The sequence below is a fragment of the Paraburkholderia phytofirmans OLGA172 genome (genome assembly GCF_001634365.1).
GTDB lineage: Bacteria > Pseudomonadota > Gammaproteobacteria > Burkholderiales > Burkholderiaceae > Paraburkholderia.
This window is the reverse complement of the sequence record NZ_CP014578.1, coordinates 1,150,597-1,175,623: the sequence shown is the minus strand read 5'-3', so window position 1 is coordinate 1,175,623 and position 25,027 is coordinate 1,150,597. Positions and strand designations below refer to the sequence as shown.

The 25,027-nt window shown below is 62.4% G+C and carries 24 protein-coding genes and 1 pseudogene; 10 read left to right on the top strand and 15 right to left on the bottom strand.

Going from position 1 to position 25,027, the window contains the following annotated elements; all coding sequences use genetic code 11:
• Positions 1-57: 57 nt before the first annotated feature.
• The 11 genes from sugE to AYM40_RS04980 all read right to left on the bottom strand — a co-directional run bounded on the left by sugE (position 58) and on the right by AYM40_RS04980 (position 11,643).
• Positions 58-378 carry a quaternary ammonium compound efflux SMR transporter SugE gene (sugE, locus tag AYM40_RS05030; RefSeq protein WP_063495268.1) on the bottom strand — a complete coding sequence of 107 codons (321 nt, stop codon included), beginning with the start codon at positions 376-378 and terminating at the stop codon, positions 58-60.
• A gap of 153 nt (positions 379-531) precedes the next feature.
• Complete coding sequence (gene kdpE / locus AYM40_RS05025; protein ID WP_063495267.1) at positions 532-1,230, bottom strand: two-component system response regulator KdpE; 699 nt, start codon at positions 1,228-1,230, stop codon at positions 532-534.
• Positions 1,223-4,057, bottom strand: a complete 2,835-nt coding sequence (locus AYM40_RS05020; RefSeq protein ID WP_063495266.1) for a DUF4118 domain-containing protein — start codon at positions 4,055-4,057, stop codon at positions 1,223-1,225. The genes kdpE and AYM40_RS05020 overlap by 8 nt, the downstream gene beginning before the upstream one ends.
• 186 nt (positions 4,058-4,243) lie before the next feature.
• Positions 4,244-4,822 (bottom strand): potassium-transporting ATPase subunit KdpC, encoded by a 579-nt coding sequence (gene kdpC, locus AYM40_RS05015; RefSeq protein WP_148662223.1) that lies wholly within the window; start codon positions 4,820-4,822, stop codon positions 4,244-4,246.
• A gap of 51 nt (positions 4,823-4,873) precedes the next feature.
• Complete coding sequence (gene kdpB, locus AYM40_RS05010; protein WP_063495264.1) at positions 4,874-6,985, bottom strand: potassium-transporting ATPase subunit KdpB; 2,112 nt, start codon at positions 6,983-6,985, stop codon at positions 4,874-4,876.
• Positions 6,986-7,029: 44 nt separating this feature from the next.
• The gene (kdpA, locus tag AYM40_RS05005; RefSeq protein WP_063495263.1) at positions 7,030-8,835 is read right to left on the bottom strand and encodes a potassium-transporting ATPase subunit KdpA; all 1,806 of its coding nucleotides are present in this window, start codon (positions 8,833-8,835) and stop codon (positions 7,030-7,032) included.
• Positions 8,832-8,924, bottom strand: coding sequence for a K(+)-transporting ATPase subunit F (kdpF, locus tag AYM40_RS05000; RefSeq protein ID WP_063495262.1), 93 nt, complete (start codon positions 8,922-8,924; stop codon positions 8,832-8,834). The genes kdpA and kdpF overlap by 4 nt, the downstream gene beginning before the upstream one ends.
• The gene (locus AYM40_RS04995) at positions 8,921-9,034 is read right to left on the bottom strand and encodes a hypothetical protein (protein WP_063495261.1); all 114 of its coding nucleotides are present in this window, start codon (positions 9,032-9,034) and stop codon (positions 8,921-8,923) included. Before AYM40_RS04995 ends, kdpF begins: the two co-directional genes overlap by 4 nt.
• A 332-nt stretch (positions 9,035-9,366) precedes the next feature.
• On the bottom strand, positions 9,367-10,341 hold the full coding sequence (locus AYM40_RS04990; RefSeq protein WP_063497845.1) for a quinone oxidoreductase family protein: 975 nt from the start codon (positions 10,339-10,341) through the stop codon (positions 9,367-9,369).
• Positions 10,342-10,394: 53 nt separating this feature from the next.
• Complete coding sequence (locus AYM40_RS04985; protein ID WP_063495260.1) at positions 10,395-10,784, bottom strand: methylglyoxal synthase; 390 nt, start codon at positions 10,782-10,784, stop codon at positions 10,395-10,397.
• Between the two features lie 76 nt (positions 10,785-10,860).
• Positions 10,861-11,643: an SDR family oxidoreductase gene (locus AYM40_RS04980; protein WP_063495259.1), complete on the bottom strand. Its 783-nt coding sequence runs from the start codon at positions 11,641-11,643 to the stop codon at positions 10,861-10,863.
• A gap of 236 nt (positions 11,644-11,879) precedes the next feature.
• Here AYM40_RS04980 and upp point away from each other — a divergent pair, with 236 nt between their 5' ends.
• From upp to AYM40_RS42210, 10 genes and pseudogenes are all read left to right on the top strand, one after another.
• Positions 11,880-12,530, top strand: a complete 651-nt coding sequence (gene upp, locus AYM40_RS04975; protein WP_063495258.1) for a uracil phosphoribosyltransferase — start codon at positions 11,880-11,882, stop codon at positions 12,528-12,530.
• A 507-nt stretch (positions 12,531-13,037) separates the two neighbouring features.
• Positions 13,038-13,766, top strand: coding sequence for a YebC/PmpR family DNA-binding transcriptional regulator (locus AYM40_RS04970; RefSeq protein WP_063495257.1), 729 nt, complete (start codon positions 13,038-13,040; stop codon positions 13,764-13,766).
• Positions 13,767-14,030: 264 nt separating this feature from the next.
• Positions 14,031-15,329, top strand: a complete 1,299-nt coding sequence (gene purD, locus AYM40_RS04965; protein ID WP_063495256.1) for a phosphoribosylamine--glycine ligase — start codon at positions 14,031-14,033, stop codon at positions 15,327-15,329.
• Between the two features lie 237 nt (positions 15,330-15,566).
• The gene (gene hemF / locus AYM40_RS04960; RefSeq protein WP_063495255.1) at positions 15,567-16,490 is read left to right on the top strand and encodes an oxygen-dependent coproporphyrinogen oxidase; all 924 of its coding nucleotides are present in this window, start codon (positions 15,567-15,569) and stop codon (positions 16,488-16,490) included.
• Positions 16,491-16,516: 26 nt separating this feature from the next.
• On the top strand, positions 16,517-17,269 hold the full coding sequence (locus tag AYM40_RS04955) for a nicotinate-nucleotide adenylyltransferase (RefSeq protein ID WP_420488462.1): 753 nt from the start codon (positions 16,517-16,519) through the stop codon (positions 17,267-17,269).
• 4 nt (positions 17,270-17,273) lie between these two features.
• Positions 17,274-17,729: a ribosome silencing factor gene (rsfS, locus tag AYM40_RS04950; RefSeq protein ID WP_063495253.1), complete on the top strand. Its 456-nt coding sequence runs from the start codon at positions 17,274-17,276 to the stop codon at positions 17,727-17,729.
• 69 nt (positions 17,730-17,798) lie between these two features.
• On the top strand, positions 17,799-18,269 hold the full coding sequence (gene rlmH / locus AYM40_RS04945) for a 23S rRNA (pseudouridine(1915)-N(3))-methyltransferase RlmH (protein ID WP_063495252.1): 471 nt from the start codon (positions 17,799-17,801) through the stop codon (positions 18,267-18,269).
• A 78-nt stretch (positions 18,270-18,347) separates the two neighbouring features.
• A complete protein-coding gene (locus AYM40_RS39930; RefSeq protein ID WP_063495251.1) occupies positions 18,348-18,977 on the top strand; it encodes a Maf family protein in 630 nt (209 codons plus the stop codon).
• 9 nt (positions 18,978-18,986) lie between these two features.
• A complete protein-coding gene (gene rng, locus AYM40_RS04935; protein WP_063495250.1) occupies positions 18,987-20,456 on the top strand; it encodes a ribonuclease G in 1,470 nt (489 codons plus the stop codon).
• Positions 20,457-20,688: 232 nt separating this feature from the next.
• Positions 20,689-20,814 (top strand): annotated as a pseudogene (locus AYM40_RS42210) (Arm DNA-binding domain-containing protein); the annotation flags it as partial.
• Between the two features lie 370 nt (positions 20,815-21,184).
• On the opposite strand, the gene AYM40_RS04930 reads toward AYM40_RS42210, so the two are convergent.
• The 4 genes from AYM40_RS04930 to AYM40_RS04915 all read right to left on the bottom strand — a co-directional run bounded on the left by AYM40_RS04930 (position 21,185) and on the right by AYM40_RS04915 (position 24,900).
• Positions 21,185-22,249: a maleylacetate reductase gene (locus AYM40_RS04930; protein WP_063495249.1), complete on the bottom strand. Its 1,065-nt coding sequence runs from the start codon at positions 22,247-22,249 to the stop codon at positions 21,185-21,187.
• A complete protein-coding gene (locus tag AYM40_RS04925; protein ID WP_063495248.1) occupies positions 22,246-22,950 on the bottom strand; it encodes a dienelactone hydrolase family protein in 705 nt (234 codons plus the stop codon). The genes AYM40_RS04930 and AYM40_RS04925 overlap by 4 nt, the downstream gene beginning before the upstream one ends.
• A gap of 73 nt (positions 22,951-23,023) precedes the next feature.
• Positions 23,024-24,136 (bottom strand): chloromuconate cycloisomerase, encoded by a 1,113-nt coding sequence (gene tfdD / locus AYM40_RS04920; RefSeq protein WP_063495247.1) that lies wholly within the window; start codon positions 24,134-24,136, stop codon positions 23,024-23,026.
• Positions 24,133-24,900: a chlorocatechol 1,2-dioxygenase gene (locus AYM40_RS04915; RefSeq protein ID WP_063495246.1), complete on the bottom strand. Its 768-nt coding sequence runs from the start codon at positions 24,898-24,900 to the stop codon at positions 24,133-24,135. The genes tfdD and AYM40_RS04915 overlap by 4 nt, the downstream gene beginning before the upstream one ends.
• Between the last annotated feature and the right edge of the window lie 127 nt (positions 24,901-25,027).

Genomic DNA, 25,027 nt, shown 5'->3' with positions numbered 1-25,027 from the left:
CGTTAGCGGCCGGTTCGAGCGCACGCGGACACGCTAATCCGGCTGGACAACAGGGGCTCAATGCCCCGACGACAGCTTCAACCCGATCAAGCCGATCACGATCAGCGCCGCGCTCGCCACCCGCGCGGCCGTCAGCGCCTCGCCCATCATGACAATGCCGAAGATGAACGCGCCGACCGCGCCGATCCCCGTCCACACGGCGTAGGCCGTGCCGAGCGGCAACTGGCGCATTGCCATCGCGAGCAGGACAAAGCTGCCGAGCGCGGTCACCACCGTGAATACGGAGGGCCAGAGCCGGGTGAAACCTTCGGAGGTTTTGAGACCGGCCGCCCATGCGACTTCGAGCAAACCGGCAATCAGCAGAAGAATCCAGGACATGAGACAGCTCCATGGTCAGATGGGGCCGTCCCCGTTTGTAGCAGTGCGCAAGGCCGTCCTTACGAACTGTAATTATATCAAAATAGCTCGCCGCCCTGCTGCGGCGACAAGCCGCAAAGGCGCGCAAGGGCGCAGCGGACGCCTCGGGCAGGCTTAAACCGCGCCCACCAGCCGGTATCCCACGCCCGTTTCCGTGACGATATGCTCCGGTTGCGCCGGGTCGCGCTCCAGTTTCCCGCGCAGATGCGCCATATAAATACGCAGATAATGGTGGCTCTCGACATGCGACGGCCCCCACACGTCGCGCAGCAATTGGCGGTGCGTCAGCACGCGGCCGGCGTGGCGGACCAGTGTCGCAAGCAGACGGTATTCGATCGGCGTGAGATGGACGGCTACGCCGTCGCGGCTCACCTGACGCAAGGCCAGATCGACCGTCACCGCGCCGAAGCGCACCAGCGGCGATTCATTCGCGCCGCCCTGATTGCGGCGCCGCATATGCGCGCGGATCCGCGCCAGCAGTTCCGAAACGCCGAACGGCTTGGTGAGGTAATCGTCCGCACCGGCATCGAGCGCGGCGACTTTTTCGGTTTCCTGAGTGCGCGCCGACAACACGATGACCGGCAACTCGCTCCAGCCACGCAGCTCGCGAATCACGTCGAGACCGTCGGTGTCGGGCAGGCCGAGATCGACGATGACGAGATCGGGCTTGCGCGTCGCGGCTTCGACGAGACCTTGCTTGCCGGTCTCGGCGTCGTGCACAACAATGCCCTCGCCTTCCAGCGCGGTTCGCACGAAGCGGCGAATCTGCTTTTCGTCTTCAATCAGGACGACTGTGATGCTCGGGTCACTCATGGCTAGGCTTGGAACGCGGGTTAAGAGTTAAATCGTGGTCCGGCAAGGCATCGGCGCCTTCGTCTTCCAGCGCATCCGGCGCTTCGGGCGGCGTTTCCACCGGCAGCGTGAACCAGAAACGCGCGCCTTCGACACGGCCGTCCGCGGACATCCGATTGAGCGCGCCGATTGTACCGCCGTGCGCTTCCACGATTGCGCGGCAGATCGCGAGGCCGAGGCCGATGCCCGGCTTGGCCGACTCTTTCTCGCCGCGCGTGAATTTCTCGAACACACGCGCTTCCATGCCGGCCGGCAGACCCGGTCCGTTATCGTCGACGGCGACGCGTACGAACGACTTGCCGTCCGCGTCGAGACGTTGCGCGCCAATCGTCAAGGACGTGTCCGGCGGGGTGTATTTGGCTGCGTTCTCGAACAGGTTCGAGAAGAGCCGCTCCATCAGCACCGCATCGAGATGCAGCAGCGGCAAATCCGCAGGCAGCTTCACCTGTACCGGATGATTCGCCAGCACACGCTTGCAGGCCCGCAGCGCGGCGCCCACCGTTTCTTCGAGGAGCGTCCACTGCTGATTCAATTGCAGGCTGCCGGCTTGCAAGCGCGCCATGTCGAGCAGATTGGTGACGATGCCCGTCATGCGCAGTGCTTCTTCGTGAATCGCTTCGACGAGATCGTCGCCGGGCTGCGCACCGGGATGCGCCTCGCGCGATTGCGCCAGCATCGACGAAAAGCCGACGATCGTCGTCAACGGCGTACGCAGGTCGTGCGAAATCGCCGAGAGAAGCGAATTGCGCAAGCGCTCGGATTCCATATTGACAAGCGCATCGCGTGCGATGTCGACGTAGTGCACCCGCTCAAGGGCCAGTGCGATTTGCGCGGCAAACGCGTCGAGCATGCGCTGCTGCTCGGGCACATCCAGCTCACGCTCGTCGCGCATCACAACCGCGAGCACGCCTCGTGTGCGCATCGGCGCCTTCAGCGGCAGATACAGCGCGGCGGCGGCCGGCAGCGTATCGGTGCCTTGCCCAGCGGGCTTCTGCTGATCGTAGACCCATTGGCCGACGTCGATATCGAGCATCTCGCCTTCGAGCGTGATCGTCGCGTCGGGGTCCTCGATCTTCTGCTTCACCTGATCGGCACTGTCCGGCAGCAGAATCGCGACGCGCGCGCCGAACACTTCGCTCACATGCCGGCTGCCGATGCCGACGATCTGCTCCATGGTGAGCGCTGCCGCCAGTTCACGCGCCATTGCATACATCGCGCCGGTGCGTTGCTCCCGACGCCGCGCAACACTCGCCTCGCGGCGCAAGCTCGACGTGAGATGGCTGATGACGAGCGACGTCAGCAGCATGCCGAAGAAGGTCAGCAGATACTGCGTATCGGACACCGACAACGACATGCGCGGCGGCACGAAAAAGAAATCGAATGCCGCCACGCTCATGAACGACAGCACGACACCCGGCCCGCGCCCGAGCTTCACCGCCGTGAAGATCACGCCGAGCAGGTACAGCATGACGAGGTTGGTCAGATCGATATGGTCGATCAGTTGGCTCGACAGCAGCGTAATGGCCGCGCAAATCGCCAACGCGAAACCGTAGGCGCGCGGCGGCGAACGGCGTTCGCGCGCCGCGCTCAACGCCTCGCGCCAAGCATTCGCCGTGGTATTCAGCAAGTGGCGATGCTCGCCGCCATCGCGTTCCGACGACGCGCGAATCAGCGTGAGATCGAGATCGCCCGCGCGTTCGGCGATGCGCTCACCGAGCGGCCGGCGCAGCCAGCGCCTGAAACCGGTGCGGGCCGAGGCGCCGGCCACCAGCTTCGAGACGTTGCGAGCCTGCGCGTAGCCGATCAGCGCGGCGACCGCATCGGTGCCTGCCAGTGTCGCGGTTTCGGCGCCGAGTTCGGCGGCGAGCTTCAAGGCATTCAGCGTGCGTTCGCGGCGCGCATCGGGCAAGCGCTGCAGCGCGGGCGTTTCCACATAGACGGCAATCCAGTCGGCCTTCAGGCTGGCGGCGAGACGCGCCGCCGCGCGCACCAGCATCGGTGCTTCCGGGCCGGGGCCGACGCACACCAGCAAGCGCTCACGTGCCTGCCAGATCCGCTGGATCGACCGATCGGCGCGATATTCCCGCATCTGCGCATCGACACGGTCCGCGGTGCGGCGCAATGCCAGCTCGCGCAACGCGATCAGGTTGCCCTTGCGAAAGAAGTTGCGCACCGCACGCTCGGCCTGCTGCGGCAAATACACCTTGCCGTCGCGCATCCGGTCGAGCAGTTCTTCGGCGGGCAGATCGACCAGCGTGACTTCGTCGGCGCGATCGAACACGCGGTCGGGGACCGTCTCCCAGACGCGAATGCCGGTGATCTGGCCGACCACGTCGTTCAGGCTTTCGAGGTGTTGGACATTGACCGTGGTGTAGACGTCGATGCCCGCGTCGAGCAGTTCGTAGACGTCCTGCCAGCGCTTCAGATGCCGCGCGCCCTGCACATTCGAATGCGCGAGTTCGTCGACGAGAATCAGCTGCGGCTTGCGGGCGAGCGCGGCGTCGAGATCGAACTCGCCAAGCTTGCGGCCGCGATACTCGATACGCGCGAGCGGCAGCACGTCGAGGCCTTCTAGCAGCGCAGCGGTCTCGCTGCGGCCATGCGTTTCGGCGATGCCGACCACCACGCCCGCGCCCTCATCGGCACGGCGCCGGGCGGCCTGCAACATCGCATAGGTCTTGCCGACGCCCGCCGACGCGCCGAAAAAAATCTTCAGCCGGCCCCGCTGACGCTTTTCTTCGTCCCGTTGCAGCTTGTCGAGCAATTCGTCAGGATCGGGTCGGTTCATGCTTTCTGTTTATGGGTCTGTTCGATGACAGCCTGTGTGGGTCCACGGGGCTGCATCAGGTAGATGGTGGCACGGTAGCCGCTTCACCGCAAACGCCGGCCGCCGGAGCGCCAGCCGCCGGGACGCCGCGCCACAAAAGGCCAAGACGGCGCCACACCGGGCGCCGTCTTTGTCAGCCCCACCCGCTTAGCCTTGATGCGCAGCGTCGAGTGCGAGATTCAACTGCAGCACGTTGACGCGTGCTTCACCGAGCACGCCGAACTGGCGGCCGCTAGTGTAGCGGTCAACCAGCGCCTGCACGTCGTTCGGCGACATCTTGCGCGCCTTCGCGACACGGTCGATCTGGTAAGCCGCCGCAGCCGGGCTGATTTCCGGATCGAGGCCACTACCCGAAGACGTCACGAGGTCGATCGGCACCGGCTTCGACATGTCGGTACCCGCCGCCTTCAACGCGTCGAGGCGGCCTTTGATTTCATCCGACAACGCCGGGTTGGTCGGCCCGAGGTTCGAGCCACCCGAGCTCGTTGGGTCGTACGGTTTCGGGCTGATGGCCGACAGACGGCCCCAGAAGTACTGCGGCGCATCGAACTGCTGGCCGATCAGCTTCGAGCCGACCACCTTGCCGTTCTGTTCGATCATGCTGCCGTTGACCTGATCGTGGAACGCGGCCTGGCCGATGGCGGTCATCACAGCCGGATAAGCGAGTCCCGTGATCGCCGACAGTACGACAAAGATCACGATAAGCGGACGAAAAAGTTTCATGATTGGCAATCCTTTTAGACGCGTCCGGCAGCCAACGCCGCCGGACACAGCCTGTTAAACCCAGCCGAGCGCGGCCAGTACCATGTCGATCAGCTTGATGCCGATAAACGGCACGATGATCCCGCCGAGGCCATACACCAGCAGATTGCGGCGCAGCAGGATCGCGGCGCCGAGCGGCCGGTACTTCACGCCCTTCAGCGCCAGCGGAATCAGCAGCACGATGATCAGTGCGTTGAAGATCACCGCCGACATGATCGCCGAGGCCGGAGTGGCCAGATGCATCACGTTCAGCCTGTTCAGTGCCGGATAGGTGCTCGCAAACGCTGCCGGGATAATGGCGAAGTACTTGGAGACGTCGTTGGCAATCGAGAACGTCGTCAGCGAGCCGCGCGTCATCAGCATCTGCTTGCCGATCTCGACGATCTCGATCAGCTTGGTCGGGTTCGAATCGAGGTCGACCATGTTGCCGGCTTCTTTCGCTGCCTGCGTGCCGGTATTCATCGCCACTGCGACGTCGGCTTGCGCCAGCGCCGGAGCGTCGTTGGTACCGTCACCGGTCATCGCCACCAGCTTGCCTTCGGCCTGGTGCGCGCGGATCGTCGACAGCTTGGCCTCCGGCGTGGCTTCCGCGAGGAAGTCGTCCACGCCTGCTTCGGCTGCAATCGCGGCTGCCGTCAGACGGTTGTCGCCGGTCACCATGATGGTCTTGATACCCATCTTGCGCAGTTCGGCGAAACGCTCCTTGATGCCGCCCTTGACGATGTCCTTCAGTTCGATCACGCCGAGCACGCGTGCGCCATGCTCGCCCTTCTCGGCCACCACCAGCGGTGTGCTGCCGCGACGCGCCACTTCAGCCACGGCGTTGCTCACTTCAGTCGGATAACGGCCGCCGTTCGCTTCGACGTAGTTCTTGACGGCATCGGCTGCGCCTTTGCGGATCTCGCGGCCCAGCGCCCCGGAGGAAGTCCCCGTGGGGGACAGGTCCACACCGCTCATCCGCGTTTGCGCGGTGAAGGCGAGAAAGACTGCATGCAGCGACGCCATGTCGCGAGCGCGGATGTTGAAGCGCTGCTTGGCGAGCACGACGATACTGCGGCCCTCCGGCGTTTCGTCCGACAGCGACGACAGTTGCGCCGCATCGGCGAGCATTTCTTCGGTCACGCCCGGCGCCGGCACAAAGGTCGAAGCCTGACGGTTACCGAGCGTGATCGTGCCGGTCTTGTCGAGCAGCAGCACGTCGACGTCACCTGCAGCCTCCACAGCACGGCCTGACGTTGCAATCACGTTGGCTTGCATCATGCGGCTCATACCGGCCACACCAATGGCGGACAGCAGGCCGCCGATCGTGGTCGGAATCAGACACACCAGCAGTGCTACGAGCGCGGTGATGCTCACCACATGGCCAGCCTTGACGGCTTCGACGGAGAACATCGAGAACGGCAGCAGCGTGGCGGTTGCGAGCAGCATCACGATCGTCAGCGCGACCAGCAGAATCGTCAACGCGATTTCGTTCGGCGTCTTTTGACGCTTCGCGCCTTCGACCATCGCAATCATGCGGTCGAGGAAGGCTTCGCCCGGATTGGCCGTGACGCGCACGACGATCCAGTCCGACAGCACGCGCGTGCCGCCCGTCACCGACGTAAAGTCGCCGCCCGACTCGCGGATCACCGGTGCGGATTCGCCGGTAATCGCCGATTCGTCGACCGACGCGACACCGTCGATCACTTCGCCGTCGGCCGGAATCACGTCGCCGGTTTCGACCAGCACCACGTCGCCTTTACGCAGATCGGACGCCGTCAGAATGCGAATCGGCGACTTCGGATGCGGCTCGTTGAGCTTCTTGGCCATCACGTCTTTCTTCGCACTGCGCAGCGACGCGGCTTGGGCTTTGGAGCGGCCTTCAGCAAGCGCTTCTGCGAAGTTGGCGAACAGCACCGTGAACCACAGCCACAGCGTAACCGCGAGGATGAACCCCGCAGGCGCTTCGGCCTGGCCGCCCAGCGCGGCGATCCAGAGGATCGTCGTCAGGATGCTGCCGACGTACACGCAGAACATCACCGGGTTACGGAACTGCGTGCGTGGCGTGAGTTTCTTGAATGAGTCCACGATCGCCGGACGCACTAGCGCCGGATCGAACATGGACCGCGTTGCATTATGTTCAGTCATTGAATCCTCGTTTTTCCCGAATCGCCCGTCTCAGTTGCCAGGCATCAATGGCCGGCGATCATCATCAGATGCTCGACGCCGGGGCCGAGAGCGAGCGCAGGCACATAAGTCAGTGCGCCGACGAGCAGCACGGTGCCAAGCAGCAACACCACGAACAGCGGACCATGCGTAGGCAGCGTGCCGCCGGTGACAGCCAGGCGTTTCTTCGCCGCCAGCGAGCCGGCAATCGCCAGCACCGGAATCAGCGAGCCGAAGCGGCCAAACCACATCGCGATCGCGGTCAACCAGTTGTAGAACGGCGTGCTCACCGTCAGGCCAGCAAACGCGCTACCGTTGTTGTTCGCAGCCGAGCTGAACGCGTAGAGAATTTCCGAGAAGCCGTGTGCACCGGGGTTGGCGATACCCGCCTTGCCCGCATCGCTCAGCACCGCGATCGAGGTACCCACGAGCACCAGCAGCGGCGTGAGCAGCACGACGATCGACACCATCTTCATCTCGTACGCTTCAATCTTCTTGCCGACATATTCAGGCGTGCGACCGATCATCAGGCCTGCGACGAACACCGCGAGCATGGCGAACACGAGCATCCCGTACATACCGGAGCCCACGCCGCCGAAGATCACTTCGCCCAACTGGATCAGCAGCATCGGGTAAAGGCCGCCGAGCGGGGTCAGCGAGTCGTGCGTGTTGTCGATTGCACCGCACGATGCCGCCGTCGTGGCGACGGTGAAGATGCCCGACTGCGCGATACCGAAGCGCGTTTCCTTGCCTTCCATATTGCCGCCCGACTGCAGCGCGTTGGCGGACTGGTCGACGTTCAGCGAGGTCAGGGTCGGGTTGCCGGCCTGCTCCGCGCTGATTTCACCCACCACGCAAGCAGCGAATGCGATCGTCATCACGGCAAGGACAGCAATACCCTGCTTGCGGTCCGAGATCATCCGGCCGAACACCAGGGCCAGCGCCGCCGGGATGATCAGCATCGAAAAGATCTGCAGGAAGTTGCTGAACGGCGTCGGGTTTTCGTACGGGTGTGCCGAGTTCGCGTTGAAGAAGCCACCACCGTTGGTGCCGAGCATCTTGATCGCTTCCTGCGACGCCACCGGGCCCATTGCGATGGTCTGGGTCGTCACCTTGGTGTCGACCGTCACTGCGTTACCCTTCGCATCCTTCACCGGGTTGCCTTGCGCATCGAGCTTCGGTGCGGCATAGGTGGTGGTCTGCAGGGTCGGCACGTCCTGATACGCCTTGAAGTTCTGGATCACGCCCTGGCTCATCAGCAAACCAGCGACGATCACCGACATCGGCAGCAGCACGTACAGCGTCACCCGCGTGATGTCGACCCAGAAGTTACCGATGGTCTTCGCCGTATGACGTGCGAAACCGCGGATCAGCGCGATCACCACGACGATGCCGGTGGCAGCGGACAGGAAGTTCTGCACCGTCAGGCCAAGCATCTGCGTCAGATAGCCGGCGGTCTGCTCAGGCGTGTAGTCCTGCCAGTTGGTGTTGGTGACGAAGCTGACAGCCGTATTGAAGGCACCGTCCACCGACATCGGACCGAAGGCTTGCGGGTTGCCCGGCAGCCAGCCTTGAACACGCAACAGGAGGTACAGGACCAGCACGCCGAGCACGTTGAACGCGATCGTGGCGATGGCGTAATGCTTCCAGCTCATTTCCGTCGACGAGTCGACTCCCGCGATACGGTACAGCACACGTTCGAGCGGACCGCCGAAGCGGACCACGCGAGAGGTGCCGTCCATCACGCGCGTCAGATAGCGGGCAACGGGCACTGCGGCCGCGAGCAGCACGACCAGAAAAATGACCGTTTGCAGGACATTGTTGGAGTTCATTCAATGTCCTCCGCGCGCAGCAGCGCATAGACGAGGTAAGCGAACAGCAGCGCAGTAGCAGCGCCTGATAGCCACAGAATCCAGGTCATGAGCGTGCTCCCTGGCCGCGCCGGAACTGCATCAACTTCTCGCAGCCGGCAATCAAAGCAAAGGTCAGCGCTGCAAACAGCACCATCCCCCCGACGTACAGCACATCCATTTGTGTTCTCCATTAGCGGACTTTGGATGGGTAGAACGTTATGCCGATCCGCGTAAAGGCTTGGTCAAAGATGGCAGGGGCGGTATAAAAAGCGCGTAAACGAAACAGGCCGCTCCACTGGGCATGGAACGGCCTGAGGCCCATGAGGCCTGCTTTGCAGGGAAAGGCAACGCTCGCGCGGGCTGCGGCGCGGCGCGGCGCGGAATTTTTATGGCGTCGCTATTGCGCCTTGATGGCAGCAGGCAGCGCGCCAGCGACTTGCCGGGTGCTGCCTGCCGGGTGCTGCCTGCTCCCGCGTGGCGATGTGGCCACGCGCCCAGGCATTGACGCGCTTACGGCAGCAGAATCGTCGAGCCCGTGGTGCGGCGTCCCTCGAGATCGGCGTGAGCCCTGCCCACATCCGCCAACGCGTAGCGCTGATTGATGCTCGTCTTCACCTTGCCCGACACCAGCACGTCGAACAACTCCGAGGACATCGCCTCGTAGTCGCTGCGTTTGGCGATATAGGTAAAGAGTGTGGGGCGCGTGAAGAACAGCGAACCGCGTCCGGCGAACTCCGACGAATCGATCGGCGGCAACGGTCCCGACGCATTGCCGAAGCTCACGAACATGCCGAGCGGAGCGAGGCAGTCGAGCGAGCCCGTAAACGTGTCTTTACCGATCGAGTCGTACACCACCGGCACACCCGCGCCATTGGTGATCTCGCGCACGCGCCTGGTGAAGTTTTCGCGCGTATAAACGATTGGATGGTCGCAGCCGTGGGCTTTGGCGATTTCGGCTTTCTCGTCGGAGCCAACCGTGCCGATCACCGTTGCGCCGAGCGCCTTCGCCCATTGGCAAGCCAGCAGACCGACGCCGCCGGCTGCGGCCTGAATCAGAATCGTCTCGCCGGCCTTCACGGGATAGGTACGGCGCAGCAGGTACTGCGCGGTCAGCCCTTGCAGCATGACGGAGGCCGCCTGCTCGTCGCTCAGCGCGTCCGGCACCTTGATCACCTGGGCCGCCGGCAACACACGCTCCTGGATGTATGCCCCAGGCGGACGCGCCACGTATGCCACGCGATCGCCCGCTTTGAAAGCGGTCACACCCGCGCCGACCGCGGTGACTTCACCCGCCGCCTCCATACCGATGCCACCCGGCAACGGCAGCGGGTACAAGCCCGTGCGGAAATACACGTCGATATAGTTCAGCCCAACCGCGTTCTGTTTGATGCGGATCTCGCCCGCACCCGGCTCGCCCACATCGACGTCGACCCATTTCATCACCTCCGGGCCGCCGGTTTTGTCGAATCGGATTGCTTTGACCATCATGTCTCCCTGGTGGGTGGTTTCGTTCGATCGTAAAGCACCACGGCGTTGCTCTAGATCTGCTGCGTGAGACGCAAGGTCAGCACGTCGAGAATCATTCGCGCAGTCGAAATGTTGGTGGCGCACGGGATGTTGTGAACGTCGCAGGCGCGCACCAGCGCGTTGATGTCCGGTTCGTGCGGCTGCGGCGTCATCGGGTCGCGCAGGAAAATCACCATGTCCACCCGCCCTTCCGCGAGTTGCGCGCCGATCTGCAGGTCGCCGCCATGCGGGCCTGACAACATGCGCTCGACCGTGAGGCCATGCGTGTCGCCGATGCGCGTGCCAGTCGTGCCGGTCGCGACAATCTCGCAGCGCCTGAGCGTATCGACGTATTCGCCGGCCAGTTTGACGATGTCGTCTTTCTTGTGATCGTGCGCGATCAGCGCAATGCGGGTGGTCATGACGTAAGACTCCTGAAACCGCTGTGATTGTCGTTGTTGTAGTGATGGTGATGCCGGTGCTTCGACACGTGCCCGCTCAGAACGTACCGGGGTAAGCGCCGCCGTCGACCAGCCAGTTCTGGCCGGTGATGTAGCCGGCATGCACGCTGCACAGGAACGCACAGGCGCGGCCGAATTCATCGCGATTGCCGAAACGGCCGGCGGGGATCGTCTTCATGCGCTGCGCGCGCGCATCGTCGACGGAAATGTTTTGCGCCTTGGCTTGCGCCGCGAAGGTGGTGGCGATGCGGTCGGTGTCGAACAGCCCCGGCAACAGGTTGTTGATCGTCACGCCCGTGGCGGCCACCTTGCTGCGTGCAAGTCCCGCGACGAAGCCGGTCAGCCCCGAGCGCGCACCGTTGGACAGGCCAAGCACGTCGATCGGCGCCTTGACCGCCGAGCTCGTGATGTTGACGATGCGCCCATAGCCGCGCTCGCTCATCCCGTCGATGGTCGCGCGGATTAGCTCGATCGGCGTCAGCATGTTGCTCTCCAGCGCGCGAATCCAGTCTTCGTGCGTGAAATTGCGAAAATCGCCCGGCGGCGGCCCGCCGGCGTTGTTGACCAGAATGTCCGGCTGCGGACAGGCGGCGAGCGCCGCGGCGCGCCCTTCGGGCGTAGTGATGTCGCATGCCACTGTTTTCACTTCGACGCCGCTCTGCTTGCGAATCTCGGCGGCGGTCGCCTCCAGCGTTTCCGCCGTACGGGCGACGATCGTCAGGTTGACGCCTTCGGCTGCCAGCGCTTCCGCGCAGCCGCGCCCCAGTCCCTTGCTAGCCGCGCAAACCAGCGCGGTGCGTCCTGCGATTCCCATGTCCATGTGTGTGTCCTCGTGACGTAGTCGTGGCGCGGGGGTGGCCCCGCGGTTGTCCAATCGTTGCAAAGTCTCCCCCGATTCTAGAAGAATCGGTGCCCGACTGCGCCGGGCCACTGCAATCTCCGGTATCTTCCGGCGCCACTCTTTCGGTAAACTTGCGCCGTGGCGCGTCCGCCAGCCCGTTTCAGGCCTTGCGGACCGCCGAACCGATCCCTTTAGCCGCCGCTTGCGCCCCCGCCATGACTCAGGACAGCCGTTTTCCCAATCTTTTCATCCTCGATCACCCGTTGATCCAGCACAAGCTGTCGCATATGCGCGACCGGGACACCTCGACCCGCACGTTCCGCGAACTGCTGCGCGAGATCACCCTGCTGATGGGCTACGAAATCACCCGCAACCTGCCGATGACCACGCGCCGCCTCACCACGCCGCTGGTGGAAATCGACGCGCCGGTGATCGCCGGCAAGAAACTGGCGATCGTGCCGGTGCTGCGGGCCGGCATCGGCATGTCGGACGGCCTGCTGGAGCTGGTGCCGTCGGCGCGTGTGGGCCACATCGGCGTGTATCGTGCCGAGGACCATCGCCCGGTCGAGTATCTGGTGCGCCTGCCGGATCTGGAAGACCGTGTGTTCATTCTGTGCGATCCGATGGTCGCGACCGGTTATTCGGCCGTGCACGCGGTGGACGTGCTCAAGCGCCGCAACGTGGCCGCCGAGAACATCATGTTCCTCGCGCTGGTGGCGGCCCCGGAAGGCGTGCAGGTGTTCCAGGACGCGCATCCGGACGTCAAGCTGTATGTGGCGTCGCTCGATTCGCACCTGAACGAGCACGCGTACATCGTGCCGGGTCTCGGCGACGCCGGCGACCGCCTGTTCGGCACGAAAAACTGACAGCCGGCTGAGGAAACCGGCGGCGGCGCGCGCAACACGCCACCAGCCGGTTTCGCACTACGCCGGTACAATCGATGTCCGCCTTAGAGACTGGGCATGCCATGCGTGGCCGGACACGGCACACTGCGCCCACTTTCGCTTCAATCCCCGGCTGCCGCGCCTGCGCGCCGTGATAAAATTCGAATCCGCTCAAAGAGCGGCTCGACTTGCACTGCCACGCGGTGCATCACGCCTTCACGCCGGGTCTGCCGGGACCGGCGCACTTGAACGCCGCTGAGCCGCCCGCTGACCGTCCTGCCCCGCCCCAACCGCGCTGCCGACCTTTGGTCCCGCTAGTCGGGTCTGGCCGGGCGCGATCAAGCTGAGGAAAGCCTGACACCGGGCGGTCCGGCGCCGAGCGGTTAGACATCGAGGCGCAAGGTCGCAATCAGCAGCGCCGCGCGCCCGACATCGCAACGACAATTGCACTATGCGTGCGCCCCATAGGCGCGCGCGATGGAGAAAAGTATGGCGGGTCATTCGAAATGGGCCAACATCAAGCATAAAAAAGCAGCGGCAGACGCCAAGCGCGGCAAGGTCTGGACGCGGCTCATCAAGGAAATTCAGGTGGCAGCCCGCATGGGCGGCGGTGACATCGACTCGAACCCCCGTCTGCGGCTCGCCGTCGAAAAGGCGTACGACGCAAACATGCCGAAAGATAACGTCAACCGTGCGATCCAGCGCGGTGTGGGCGGTGTCGATGGCGCAAACTACGAAGAAATCCGCTACGAAGGCTACGGCATCGGCGGCGCGGCGGTGATCGTCGACACGATGACCGACAACCGCACCCGTACGGTGGCGGACGTGCGTCACGCGTTCTCGAAGAACGGCGGCAACATGGGCACGGACGGCTCGGTGTCGTTCATGTTCGATCACGTCGGCCAGTTCCTGTTCGCGCCCGGCACGCCTGAAGACAAGCTGATGGAAGCCGCGCTCGAAGCCGGCGCTGACGACGTCGTCACGAACGAAGACGGAAGTATCGAAGTGCTGTGCCCGCCGAACGATTTCCCGAAGGTGAAGGCCGCGCTTGAAGCTGCGGGCTTCAAGGCCGAAGTGGCCGAGGTGACGATGAAACCTCAGACGGAAGTCGAATTCACGGGCGACGACGCCGTGAAAATGCAGAAGCTGCTCGACGCGCTGGAAAATCTGGACGACGTGCAGGAAGTCTATACAAACGCCGCGATCGCCGACGAATGAGCGTGCCCCGGCGGCGCCTCGCGCGTGGATCGGCATCGAACCACGCGCCCGCGCCGCCGGCTGGCCCTTTGGGTTGGCCCTCGCGTTGCTGCTGAACGGGCGTTGGTCGGATATTGGTTTGGACCCTTGCGCACCGTCTCCACCCGGGTTCGCTATGTGCCCTGCGCCGCTGTCTGGCTGCGGGCCCATTGCAAACCTCGCTGTTATTCCACGGCTGAGCGTGCCGCTTCAGCCGTTTATGGTTTTTAAGTCTCGGGGATTCACATGAAGTTACTCGTCGTCGGTTCCGGCGGTCGCGAACATGCGCTCGCATGGAAGCTCGCGCAATCGCCGCGGGTCCAACTCGTCTACGTTGCTCCCGGCAACGGCGGCACCGCCCAGGACGAGCGTCTGCGCAACATCGACATCACCGATGCGGCCGAACTTGCCGATTTCGTCGAAAAAGAGCAGATCGCCTTCACGCTGGTCGGACCGGAAGGGCCGCTCGCCGCCGGTATCGTCAACCTGTTCCGCTCGCGCGGCCTGAAGATTTTCGGACCGAGCAAGGAAGCCGCGCAGCTCGAAAGCTCGAAAGATTTTGCCAAGGCGTTCATGAAGCGCCACGCGATCCCGACCGCCGAATACGAAACCTTCGCCGACGTCGCCGCCGCGCATGCGTATCTGGACGCGAAGGGCGCGCCGATCGTGATCAAGGCCGACGGCCTCGCCGCCGGCAAGGGCGTGGTCGTTGCGCAAACGCTGGAAGAAGCGCACGCCGCGGTCGACATGATGCTGTCGGACAACAAGCTGGGCGATGCCGGCGCGCGTGTCGTGATCGAGGAATTCCTCGCCGGCGAAGAAGCCAGCTTCATCGTAATGGTGGACGGCAAGCATGTATTGGCGCTCGCCTCGAGCCAGGACCACAAGCGTCTGCTCGACGGCGATCAGGGTCCGAACACCGGTGGCATGGGCGCCTACTCGCCCGCGCCGATCGTCACGCCGCAACTGCATGCACGCGTGATGCGCGAAATCATCCAGCCGACCGTGCGTGGCATGGAGAAAGAAGGCATCCGCTTCACCGGTTTTCTGTACGCCGGCCTGATGATCGACGCGCAAGGCAACCCGAAGACGCTCGAATTCAACTGCCGCATGGGCGACCCGGAGACGCAGCCGATCATGGCGCGTCTGAAAGGCGACTTTTCGAAGGTAGTCGAGCAGGCAATCGCCGGTACGCTCGATACAGTCGAACTCGAATGGGACCGCCGTACCGCACTTGGTGTCGTGCTCGCCGCGTACAACTATCCGGACACGCCTCGTAAGGGTGACCGGATCGGCGATATCCCGGCCGAAGCCGCGGACTCGGTCACCTTCCACGCCGGCACCACGTTGACTGACGGCAAGCTGACCACCTCGGGCGGCCGCGTGTTGTGTGTGGTTGGTCTGGCGGATTCGGTGCGCAGCGCGCAATCGGTCGCGTACGAGACGATCAACCAGATCTCGTTCGACGGCATGCAATATCGCCGCGACATCGGCTACCGTGCATTGAACCGCAAGCACGACGTCAAGACCGAAGGCAAGCACTAAGCCCGCCCCACTCGCCCGCGTGCAGCGCCAACGGCGCTACACTGCGGGTTTTCGCGGCCGTTGCAGCGCCCACCGTCTCAGGTGGGCTCATCCGGGTTTCATTAACATTTCACCCGGCGCGAGCGACCGTACTGCCGCGCCTTCGCAGGAGTAGAACCACCCTGACGAAGGCCCGGCCGTCGCCCTTCACGAAGAACCCGCGGCACGGTGAGCGTGCCGCCCTCAGCATCTGCATTCATGACCGATTCGAGCTATGACGCACAGGCCGTGCGCAGCTGGCTGCAAGGCCTGCAAACGCAAATCGCGGACACGCTCGGCGCGTTCGACGGTAAGCCGTTCGCGACCGACGCATGGCAGCGCGCTCCCGGCGAAAAGCTGCGCGGCGGCGGTTGCACGCGGATTCTGGAAGGCGGCAACTTCTTCGAACGGGCCGGCATCGGCTTTTCGGACGTAGCAGGCGACGCGTTGCCGGGTTCGGCGAGCGCCGCGCGCCCGCAACTGGCCGGACGTGGTTTCGAGGCAATGGGCGTCTCGCTCGTGCTGCACCCGCACAATCCGCACTGCCCGACCGTGCATATGAACGTGCGTCTGCTGATCGCGACCAAGGCCGGCGAAGAGCCGGTGTTCTGGTTCGGCGGCGGCATGGATCTGACGCCGTATTACGGTTACGAGGAAGACGCGCAGCATTTCCATCGTGTGTGCCGCGACGCACTGCAGCCTTACGGCGCGGACCTCTACCCGAGTTTCAAGCGCTGGTGCGACGAGTATTTCTTCCTCAAGCACCGCAACGAACCGCGCGGCATTGGCGGGATTTTCTTCGACGATTTCTCGGCGCCCGGCTTCGATCAATCGTTCGCGATGCTGAAAAGCGTCGGCGAAGGATTCCTCAAAGCGTATATGCCGATCATCGAAAAGCGCCGCAACATTCCGTACGGCGAAGCCGAGCGGGACTTTCAGGCATACCGGCGCGGCCGCTACGTCGAGTTCAATCTGGTCTTCGACCGTGGCACACTGTTTGGGCTGCAGAGCGGCGGACGTACCGAATCGATTCTGATGTCGATGCCGCCTGTGGTGAACTGGCGCTACAACTGGCAGCCCGAACCGGGCACGCCGGAAGCGCGTCTTTATAGCGATTTTCTCGTGCCGCGCGAATGGGTGTGAGGCGTTAAGCCCGCACCACACTGCACGTGACCACGACAAAGGATCTTCACCTGAAGCCGAACGCTCATCCTGTCGCCCTGCCTCGCCGAATCGGACTGCTCGGCGGCACTTTCGATCCGATCCACAACGGCCACCTCGCGCTCGCGCGGCGTTTCGCCGAGGTGCTGAACCTGACCGAACTGGTGCTGCTGCCAGCCGGCCAGCCATGGCAGAAAACGGACGTGTCAGCCGCTGAACACCGGTTGGCCATGACCCGCGCCGCCGCCGGCGCGTTGGTGCTGCCGGGCGTAACCGTGCGGGTGGCGACCGACGAAATCGAGCACGAGGGTCCGACCTACACCGTCAACACGCTGCAGGTGTGGCGAGAACGCGAAGGTCAGGATGCGTCGATTGCGCTTCTGATCGGCGCGGATCAACTGGTGCATCTCGACACATGGCGCGACTGGCGGCGCCTGTTCGACTTCGCTCACATCTGCGCGGCCACGCGCCCCGGTTTCGACCTTGCGTCGATTCCGCCCGTGGTCGCGAAAGAAATCGACGCGCGCCGTGCCCGCGCCGACGTTCTGCAAGCTACGCCCTGCGGCCACTTGCTGATCGACACGACGCTTGCGTTCAACGTCGCGGCCACCGACATTCGCGCGCATCTGCGCGAACAGGTGACCCAACGGCTTGCCCTCGCGGGCGGCGAACAGCAAGACAAGACCCAGGCCCGGGCCGCAAGCCATGTCCCCACTGCGGTGTGGGACTATATTCTTCAACATCATCTGTACCACCGGTAACCCCATGGATATTCGCAAACTGCAACGCGTGATCGTCGACGCCCTCGAAGACGTCAAAGCGCAAGACATCAAGGTGTTCAACACCAGCCACCTGACCGCGCTGTTCGATCGCGTGATCGTCGCCTCCGGCACCTCGAACCGCCAGACCAAGGCGCTCGCTTCGAGCGTGCGCGAGAGCGTCAAGGAAAACGGCGGCGACATCATCAGCACCGAAGGCGAGGACATCGGCGAATGGGTGCTGGTCGATTGCGGCGACGCGATCGTGCACATCCTGCAACCGGCGCTGCGCCAGTACTACAACCTCGAAGAAATCTGGGGCGACAAGCCGGTGCGCATCAAGCTCTCGACGCCGGATCCGTTCGGCGGCGCGCGCTCGAGCGAACCCGACGACGAGGACGAAGAAGACGAAGCGCCGGCTGCCAAAAAGCCGGCACGCAAGACGCCGGCACGCCGCAAGTAAACACCTGGCCGGCAAACCGCTTACGTCTGCAACGCATCGCCCGCGCTTAGATCCGCGATACCACTCTTGATGAAACTGCACATCCTCGCCGTCGGCCACAAGATGCCTGACTGGATCGCCACCGGCTTCGACGAGTACGCGAAACGCATGCCGCCCGAGCTGCGCATCGAGTTGCGCGAAATCAAGCCCGAGCAGCGTTCGTCGGGGCGGCCGGCCGAAAGCGTGATGGCGGCCGAGCGGCAGAAAATCGAAGCCGCGTTGCCGAAGAACGCGCGCATTGTCGCGCTCGATGAACGCGGCAAGGATTGGACCACGATGCAGCTCGCCGGCGCCCTGCCCGGCTGGCAGCAGGACGGCCGCGACGTGGCGTTTCTGATTGGCGGCGCCGACGGGCTCGATCCCGATCTGAAAGCGCGCGCCGATATGTTGTTGCGTGTTTCCAGCCTGACGCTGCCGCATGCCATGGTCCGCGTGCTGCTCGCCGAACAGCTTTACCGCGCGTGGACCATCACGCAAAATCACCCCTATCACCGCGCGTGAGCGGACGAGGCTGCGAACAGATCGCGTGTTTTGGGTCTCGTTGCGCATTGCCGCCACCTGCCTCATCGAGACCTGTTCATGCCAACGCCCGCCGCTTCGCTGCATCCGTTCGTCTACCTCGCTTCCCAGAGTCCACGCCGTCAAGAACTGTTGCAACAACTCGGCGTGCGTTTCGAATTGCTCCTGCCGCGTCCCGATGAAGATGCCGAAGCGCTCGAAGCCGAGTTGCCCGGCGAGCGCGCGCGCGACTACGTGCAGCGCGTGTGCATCGCCAAGGCGCACGCTGCGCGCGCGCGTCTCGTGGCAGGTGGGCATGCCGCACGGCCGATCCTGGTTGCCGACACAACCGTCACGATCGACGATGCGATCCTCGGCAAGCCCGTCGACGCCGACGATGCCGTCGCGATGCTCACGCGCCTCGCGGGCCGCGATCACGAAGTGCTGACGGCCGTCGTGGTGGTCGACCCGGAAGGCACGCTGCTGCCCGCTGCGCTATCGGTATCGAAGGTGCGTTTTGCTGCACTGCAAGCGGACGCCGTGCGCCGCTACGCTGCAAGCGGCGAACCGCTCGGCAAGGCGGGTGCATATGGTGTGCAGGGACGCGCCGCGGAGTTTATCGAGCATATCGACGGGTCCTATTCAGGTATCATGGGTTTGCCGCTTTTTGAAACCGCTGCCCTTCTGCGCGCAGCGCGCATCGACTTCTAAAATAACATCATGAATGAAGAAATCCTGATCAATGTCACGCCGCAGGAAACGCGCGTCGCGCTCGTCCAGCAAGGCGCCGTCCAGGAACTTCACGTCGAACGAACGCTGTCGCGGGGACGCGTCGGCAATGTCTATCTCGGCAAAGTCGTCCGCGTGTTGCCGGGCATGCAATCCGCCTTCATCGACATCGGCCTGGAACGCGCCGCATTCCTGCACGTAGCGGATATCTGGCATCCGCGCATTGCGGGCGAACCGCAGCATCAGACGCCGCATCAGCCGATCGAGAAGATCGTCTTCGAAGGTCAGACGCTGATGGTGCAGGTCGTGAAGGATCCGATCGGCACCAAGGGCGCAAGGCTGTCCACGCAAGTGAGTATCGCCGGGCGCACGCTCGTGTATCTGCCACAGGAGCCGCACATCGGCATCTCGCAGAAGATCGAAAGCGAAGCCGAACGCGAAGCCGTGCGTGCGCGTTTGACCGCCGTGCTGCCCGCCGATGAAAAAGGCGGCTACATCGTACGCACCATCGCTGAAGATGCGACCAGCGAAGAGTTGGCCGGCGACGTCGCGTATCTGCGCAAGACATGGGCGACGATCATCTCGCAAGGTCAGCGCATGCCGCCTACCAGCCTGCTGTATCAGGACCTGAATCTCTCGCAACGTGTGCTGCGCGATTTCGTGAATGACGAAACCTCGCGCATCCAGGTCGACTCGCGCGAGACCTATCAGATGCTCGCCGACTTCGCGGCCGAGTTCACGCCGGCGGTGTCGTCGAAGCTGCATCACTACACCGGCGAGCGGCCGCTCTTCGATCTGTACAACATCGAGGCGGAGATTCAGCGCGCATTGTCGCGTCGCGTGGATCTGAAGTCGGGCGGGTATCTGGTGATCGACCAGACCGAGGCGATGACGACGATCGACGTGAACACCGGCGGCTACGTTGGCGCGCGCAACTTCGACGATACGATCTTCAAGACCAACCTCGAAGCCGCGCACACGATCGCGCGGCAATTGCGGCTGCGCAATCTGGGCGGCGTGATCATCATCGACTTCATCGATATGGAGAATGTCGAGCATCGCGATCAGGTGCTCGGCGAGTTGAAGAAAGCGCTGTCGCGCGATCGCACGCGCGTGACCGTCAATGGTTTCTCGCAGCTTGGACTCGTGGAGATGACGCGCAAGCGCACGCGCGAGTCGTTGGCGCATGTGTTGTGCGAGCCTTGCCCGGTGTGCCTGGGCAAGGGGCAGGTCAAGACGCCGCGTACGGTATGTTATGACGTGCTGCGCGAGATTCTGCGCGAGTCGCGGCAGTTCAATCCGCGCGAGTTCCGCGTGGTGGCGTCGCAGCAGGTGATCGATCTGTTTCTTGAGGAAGAGTCGCAGCATCTGGCGATGCTGATGGATTTCATCGGCAAGCCGGTGTCGTTGCAGGTGGAGTCGAATTTGAGCCAGGAGCAGTACGATATTGTGCTGATGTAGGTCCGCCGAGGGCCGACGAGTTCCAGAGAATTCATATAAACACCTTAAAATTCAAATACATATAAATAGCCATCCGCGTCAATCCGTTGTCATCCGTGCAGAGCGCGCCTAAAATGTGTAGCTAGACAGAGGCGTGCAATGGCAACTCGCGGACCGAATGTCCTATCCGATCTCGAACTAAGGCGATGGATTCGGGAAAGGCGACCCCTCGAAAAAAACTGACGGCGGCGGCTTGACCTTCACTCTTTCAGCCACAGGGACTGCGTCTTGGATACTCCGTTTCCGGATAGGCGGAAAACCGGAAGAATTGACACTCGGACGCTACCCCGATCTGACGCTGTCGGCGGCACGCAAGCTCGCGGCCGAAAAACGCGTCGAAGTTCAGAAAGGCAACAACCCGGCGACCGAGAAACGCAAGGACAAATCCCGGACGAACTGGACGGTACGTCAGCTTGTTGCCGACTACCGCGAGAAGGTGCTGGCCAATTTGGCCACGAGTACGCAGCGTAGCGATGGTCGAAACCTGAAGCGGGTCGAGAATGTGCTCGGTGCAATGCACTTGTCCAATTTGCGAAAGCTAAACCTGCCTGAGATGTTCGTGTCGCCGGTATCAATTGGCACACGTCTCGTGGCTCTCAGGATGATATGGAACGCCCCATCTTTACGTTGCGAAGTGTGCAAGTTTCGCTTGGCAGTTCCCGACCCGGCGCGATACAGGGGGATGACCGTTATTGAGAGTCCGGTCTTGCTCCATGAAACGCATTGGCTAACAGTGTTTCCAATGCATCCGGTTCCAGCGGGCGCGGATTCGGATACTGGTCCTTTAGAGCCAGATCGCGGACTTTCGGAATATCTTCGGGTCGCATACCGAGTTCCGCGAGACTGAGAGGCGTTCCGGCATCTCTGGCGAGGTCATATAGTGCGCCCGGGACGTCACTGCTGCCGACGATTTCCTGAAGCAGTCGCGTGGCCACCCCGGAGTACGGCAGATTGTATGCGAGAGCATGTGGTAGCACGACCGAATGCGTCTCAGCGTGAGGAAGATTAAGCGTCCCACCGAGCGTGTGGCAGAGCTTGTGATGTAGCCCCATGCCTAGATGGCATAGCACAGTGCCACACATCCATGCCCCAAAAAGGGCATCCGTGCGCGCTTCCACGTCATTCGGTGCTGCTACCAGCCGCGGGACTGCATCGAACAAGGCGCTTATGCCTTGCTTGCACATGGCTTCGAGTACGGGGTTGAGCTCCGACGCATACAGACCTTCTGCTGCGTGAGCGATTGCATTCAACGCGCTGGTCACCGAAATTGCAAGCGGCAATTCGACCGTGAGCAACGGATCGTAAATCACTGTCTTCGGGAGGACCTTCGGGTCTCTGCCGGTCCTCTTCACACCGTCTTCCGTGACACCCCAAATGGTGGTCATTTCACTACCGGCGTAGGTCGTCGGTATAACCAGACTCGATACATCAAGTTTCATCGAAAGGATTTTCGCGAGTCCGGTAGTCGATCCCCCGCCGATCGCGATGACTGAGTCTGCTTCGGTATTCTTGAAAGCCCGCTCGGCTTGCTGAATGACTTCGACGGGAACATGCATCGTTGCACCATCGAAATAACCCGCTACCCTGTCACCTATCGGACGGACGATATCTTTTGCTAACTCGCGTTGGTCCCGGCTGCTTAATACCAGGGGGCGACGTGAGCCAAGGCGTTCAACTTCGTCTGGCAACGCAGACACAGTACCCGCCCCGAAGACGACCCTCGGGCTCATATAGTCAAACGTGAATTTCTTCATGAAAGAGCCTTCAAGGTCGCAAGCAATTCGAGCGTCCGCGCATTGGCCACAGTCGTCGCTGCCTGATCGAAACCTGGGCTCGATGCCCGCGCAAATGAATGTCCCACTGGATACCAGTGGAGACTGATGTTTCTGTTTTGACCAAAATGTTCATCGAGAATGCTACGTGCCTCTGCCGTGACATAGTGATCTTCGGTACCCATATGAAACATGGCCGGGCGGCCAATAGCTGGCACCAGTGAAACCTTTTTCTCAAGTCCCACACCGTAATAGCCGATTGAGCAATCGGCCAACGATCGCGCAGCGACGTTGAACGCCAGAGCACCTCCCAGGCAGTACCCAACTACAGCGACGCGGCCGTTCGAGAAAGGAAGTGCACGAGCGTATTCAATGGTGCACGCAAGATCATCGGTTCCTGCTTCCAGGTCAAAGTCACGAAACAACGCAAGCGCCTGTTCCCGCTCCGACGGTACGTTTGCATCAAGCTCGATATTCGGCGCCTGTCTCCAGTACAGATCCGGGCACACGCAGCCAAAGCCCGCGCCAACGAGCCAATCTACGGTTTCTCTTATGAAAGGTGTGATCCCGAAAATCTCCTGCGCGATCACGACAATGGGTGCGGAGACGGCATTCGGCTTACCAAGGTAAGCACCAAACCGCCCCCCCGAGCGCGACGTGATTTCAACGCCCTTTGATAACATATTAGTCTCCAGTTACAGGTGCGCAGCGGCATTTAAGGTGACGCATACCCGCGGCCTGCGCTGCGCGTCCTGGCTAGCTGACACGTGCGTATTGGCGCACCTTGTCCTCGTCAAGCGTCATGCCGTGACCGACGCCAGTAGGGATCTGCAATTCATAATCCCGGATCTCGAGCGGCTCCTCGCTCAGCGTGTCTGCCAGCACAAAGGGGCCTAGCAGTTCGCAACCGAACGGAAGCGACGGAACCGTCGAATAGAGCTGAAGTGCGACCGAAGTGCCGATCGTCGAATCAAGCATTGTGCCGCCATACGATGCAATCCCGCTTGCCTCGGCGACCGCTGCTATCTTTTGCGTCGCTGAGACTCCCCCCATGTTGCAAAGCTTCAGTGAAAAGACATCCACACTTCGATCGCGCGCGAGATCGAACGCCGAGGCCAGGGTACTCAGGCTTTCATCCGCCATGATAGCCACCCGGTTGTTGCCGGAGAGCCGCTTTAAAGCATGTATATTTTCGCGGGCGACCGGCTGTTCGATGAGTTCCACACCAAGCGCTTCCAGCTCGGGGATGTATACGGACGCCACCTGCTCGTCCCAAGCCTGATTCACGTCAACGCGAAGCGATGCCTTCGATCCCAGACTATTTGACAAAGCCTCCATATGGATAAGATCGTCTTGCGGGGACCGAAAACCTAGCTTAACCTTGAAGCGATTGTGCCGTCGCCTTTCAATCATCTCGACGGCAGAATCGATATCGCGCTTCGTATCGCCGCTCGCCAACGTCCAGGCAATCGGAATCGCAGTGCGCAATTTTCCGCCAAGTAACTCGGCGATCGATACGCCCAATGCACGGGCTTTGAGGTCCAGCAACGCCATCTCGACTGCAGCTTTTGCGGACGCGTTTCCAGTGACGGCACGCGCCATGGTTTGCAGTGCAACCGAAACGTTGAACGCATCAGTTCCGACGAGGTGGGGAGCGAGATACCGCTCCACGATGATCTTGATTGTCTCCGCACATTCCGCGCTCCAGACTGGACCACCAACACTTCCGCCCTCGCCAACGCCAACCAGTCCCTCGGAAAAAACCCGGACGATGACGTAGCTCTGCTGCTGCACGGTAGTGATCGACATCTGGATCGGCCGCCTGGTCGGCACATCCACGATTACTGCCTCGATCGCATCGATCTTCATGCGTTTGCTCCCGCCTGCGAACGCGCGGGCTCAATTACGAAATTGATGTTCATCACGCGAGCGCCATCTTGCACAATGTCGGGTGTGATCAGACTGGACTCGACGCCATTGCAACAGTCGTCCGTGACCCAGTCCCCTCCTTCAAAGTAGTACTGGGTCGTCAGCGTTTCGTACCCCGGCGCGTTCACCTTGAAATGCACGTGGGCCGGACGCCACGAGTGACCACCCATGGTTTCAAGCAATGCGCCGGTAGGACCCTGATTTGGAATCTGGTAGGCGACCGGCATCGTCGTTCGCACACGGAACCCGCCATCGGTGCCAACCCGGAGTTTGCCTCGATAGAAATCGGTCGGAATGTCGTCATGAAAACCACTGTACTTGCCGTCGGGAGTCGAATGCCAGACATCAATCGTTACGTTCTCAATCACGCTTCCGTCGACCCCTTTGACCGTTCCCTGGATTAGCAACGGCTTGTGGTCGTCCGTGTCGTAACTCTTGAGCCGGTCTTCGACCAGCGGAGCGTCGTCACGATAGTAGGGCCCTTCGATTGCAGGCGTTGAGCCGTCGCTAAGACGGGCCTTCGTCGCCACGACGGTGCTGTTGAAGAATACGTCGCAAAGCAGCGCAATTTCACGCTGTTGCGCGACCTCCATGAGGTAATGGACCGCGGTTCTGTATTCCGACTCCGTGACCTCTTTCTCGTCGAGCGCCCGCTGTACCGCCGACACGATGGTATCGACAACATCCTTGATTCTGTTGTTCACTTCTCCTCCGTCTAAAACATGAACGCGTGGGCGACAACCACCCCGCGAAGTCATGATAGGGATTGGGAACCTGTGCGGTCCAATACCTTTACTCCGTGTGCCTCATACGGTTTCCGTATGGCCGATG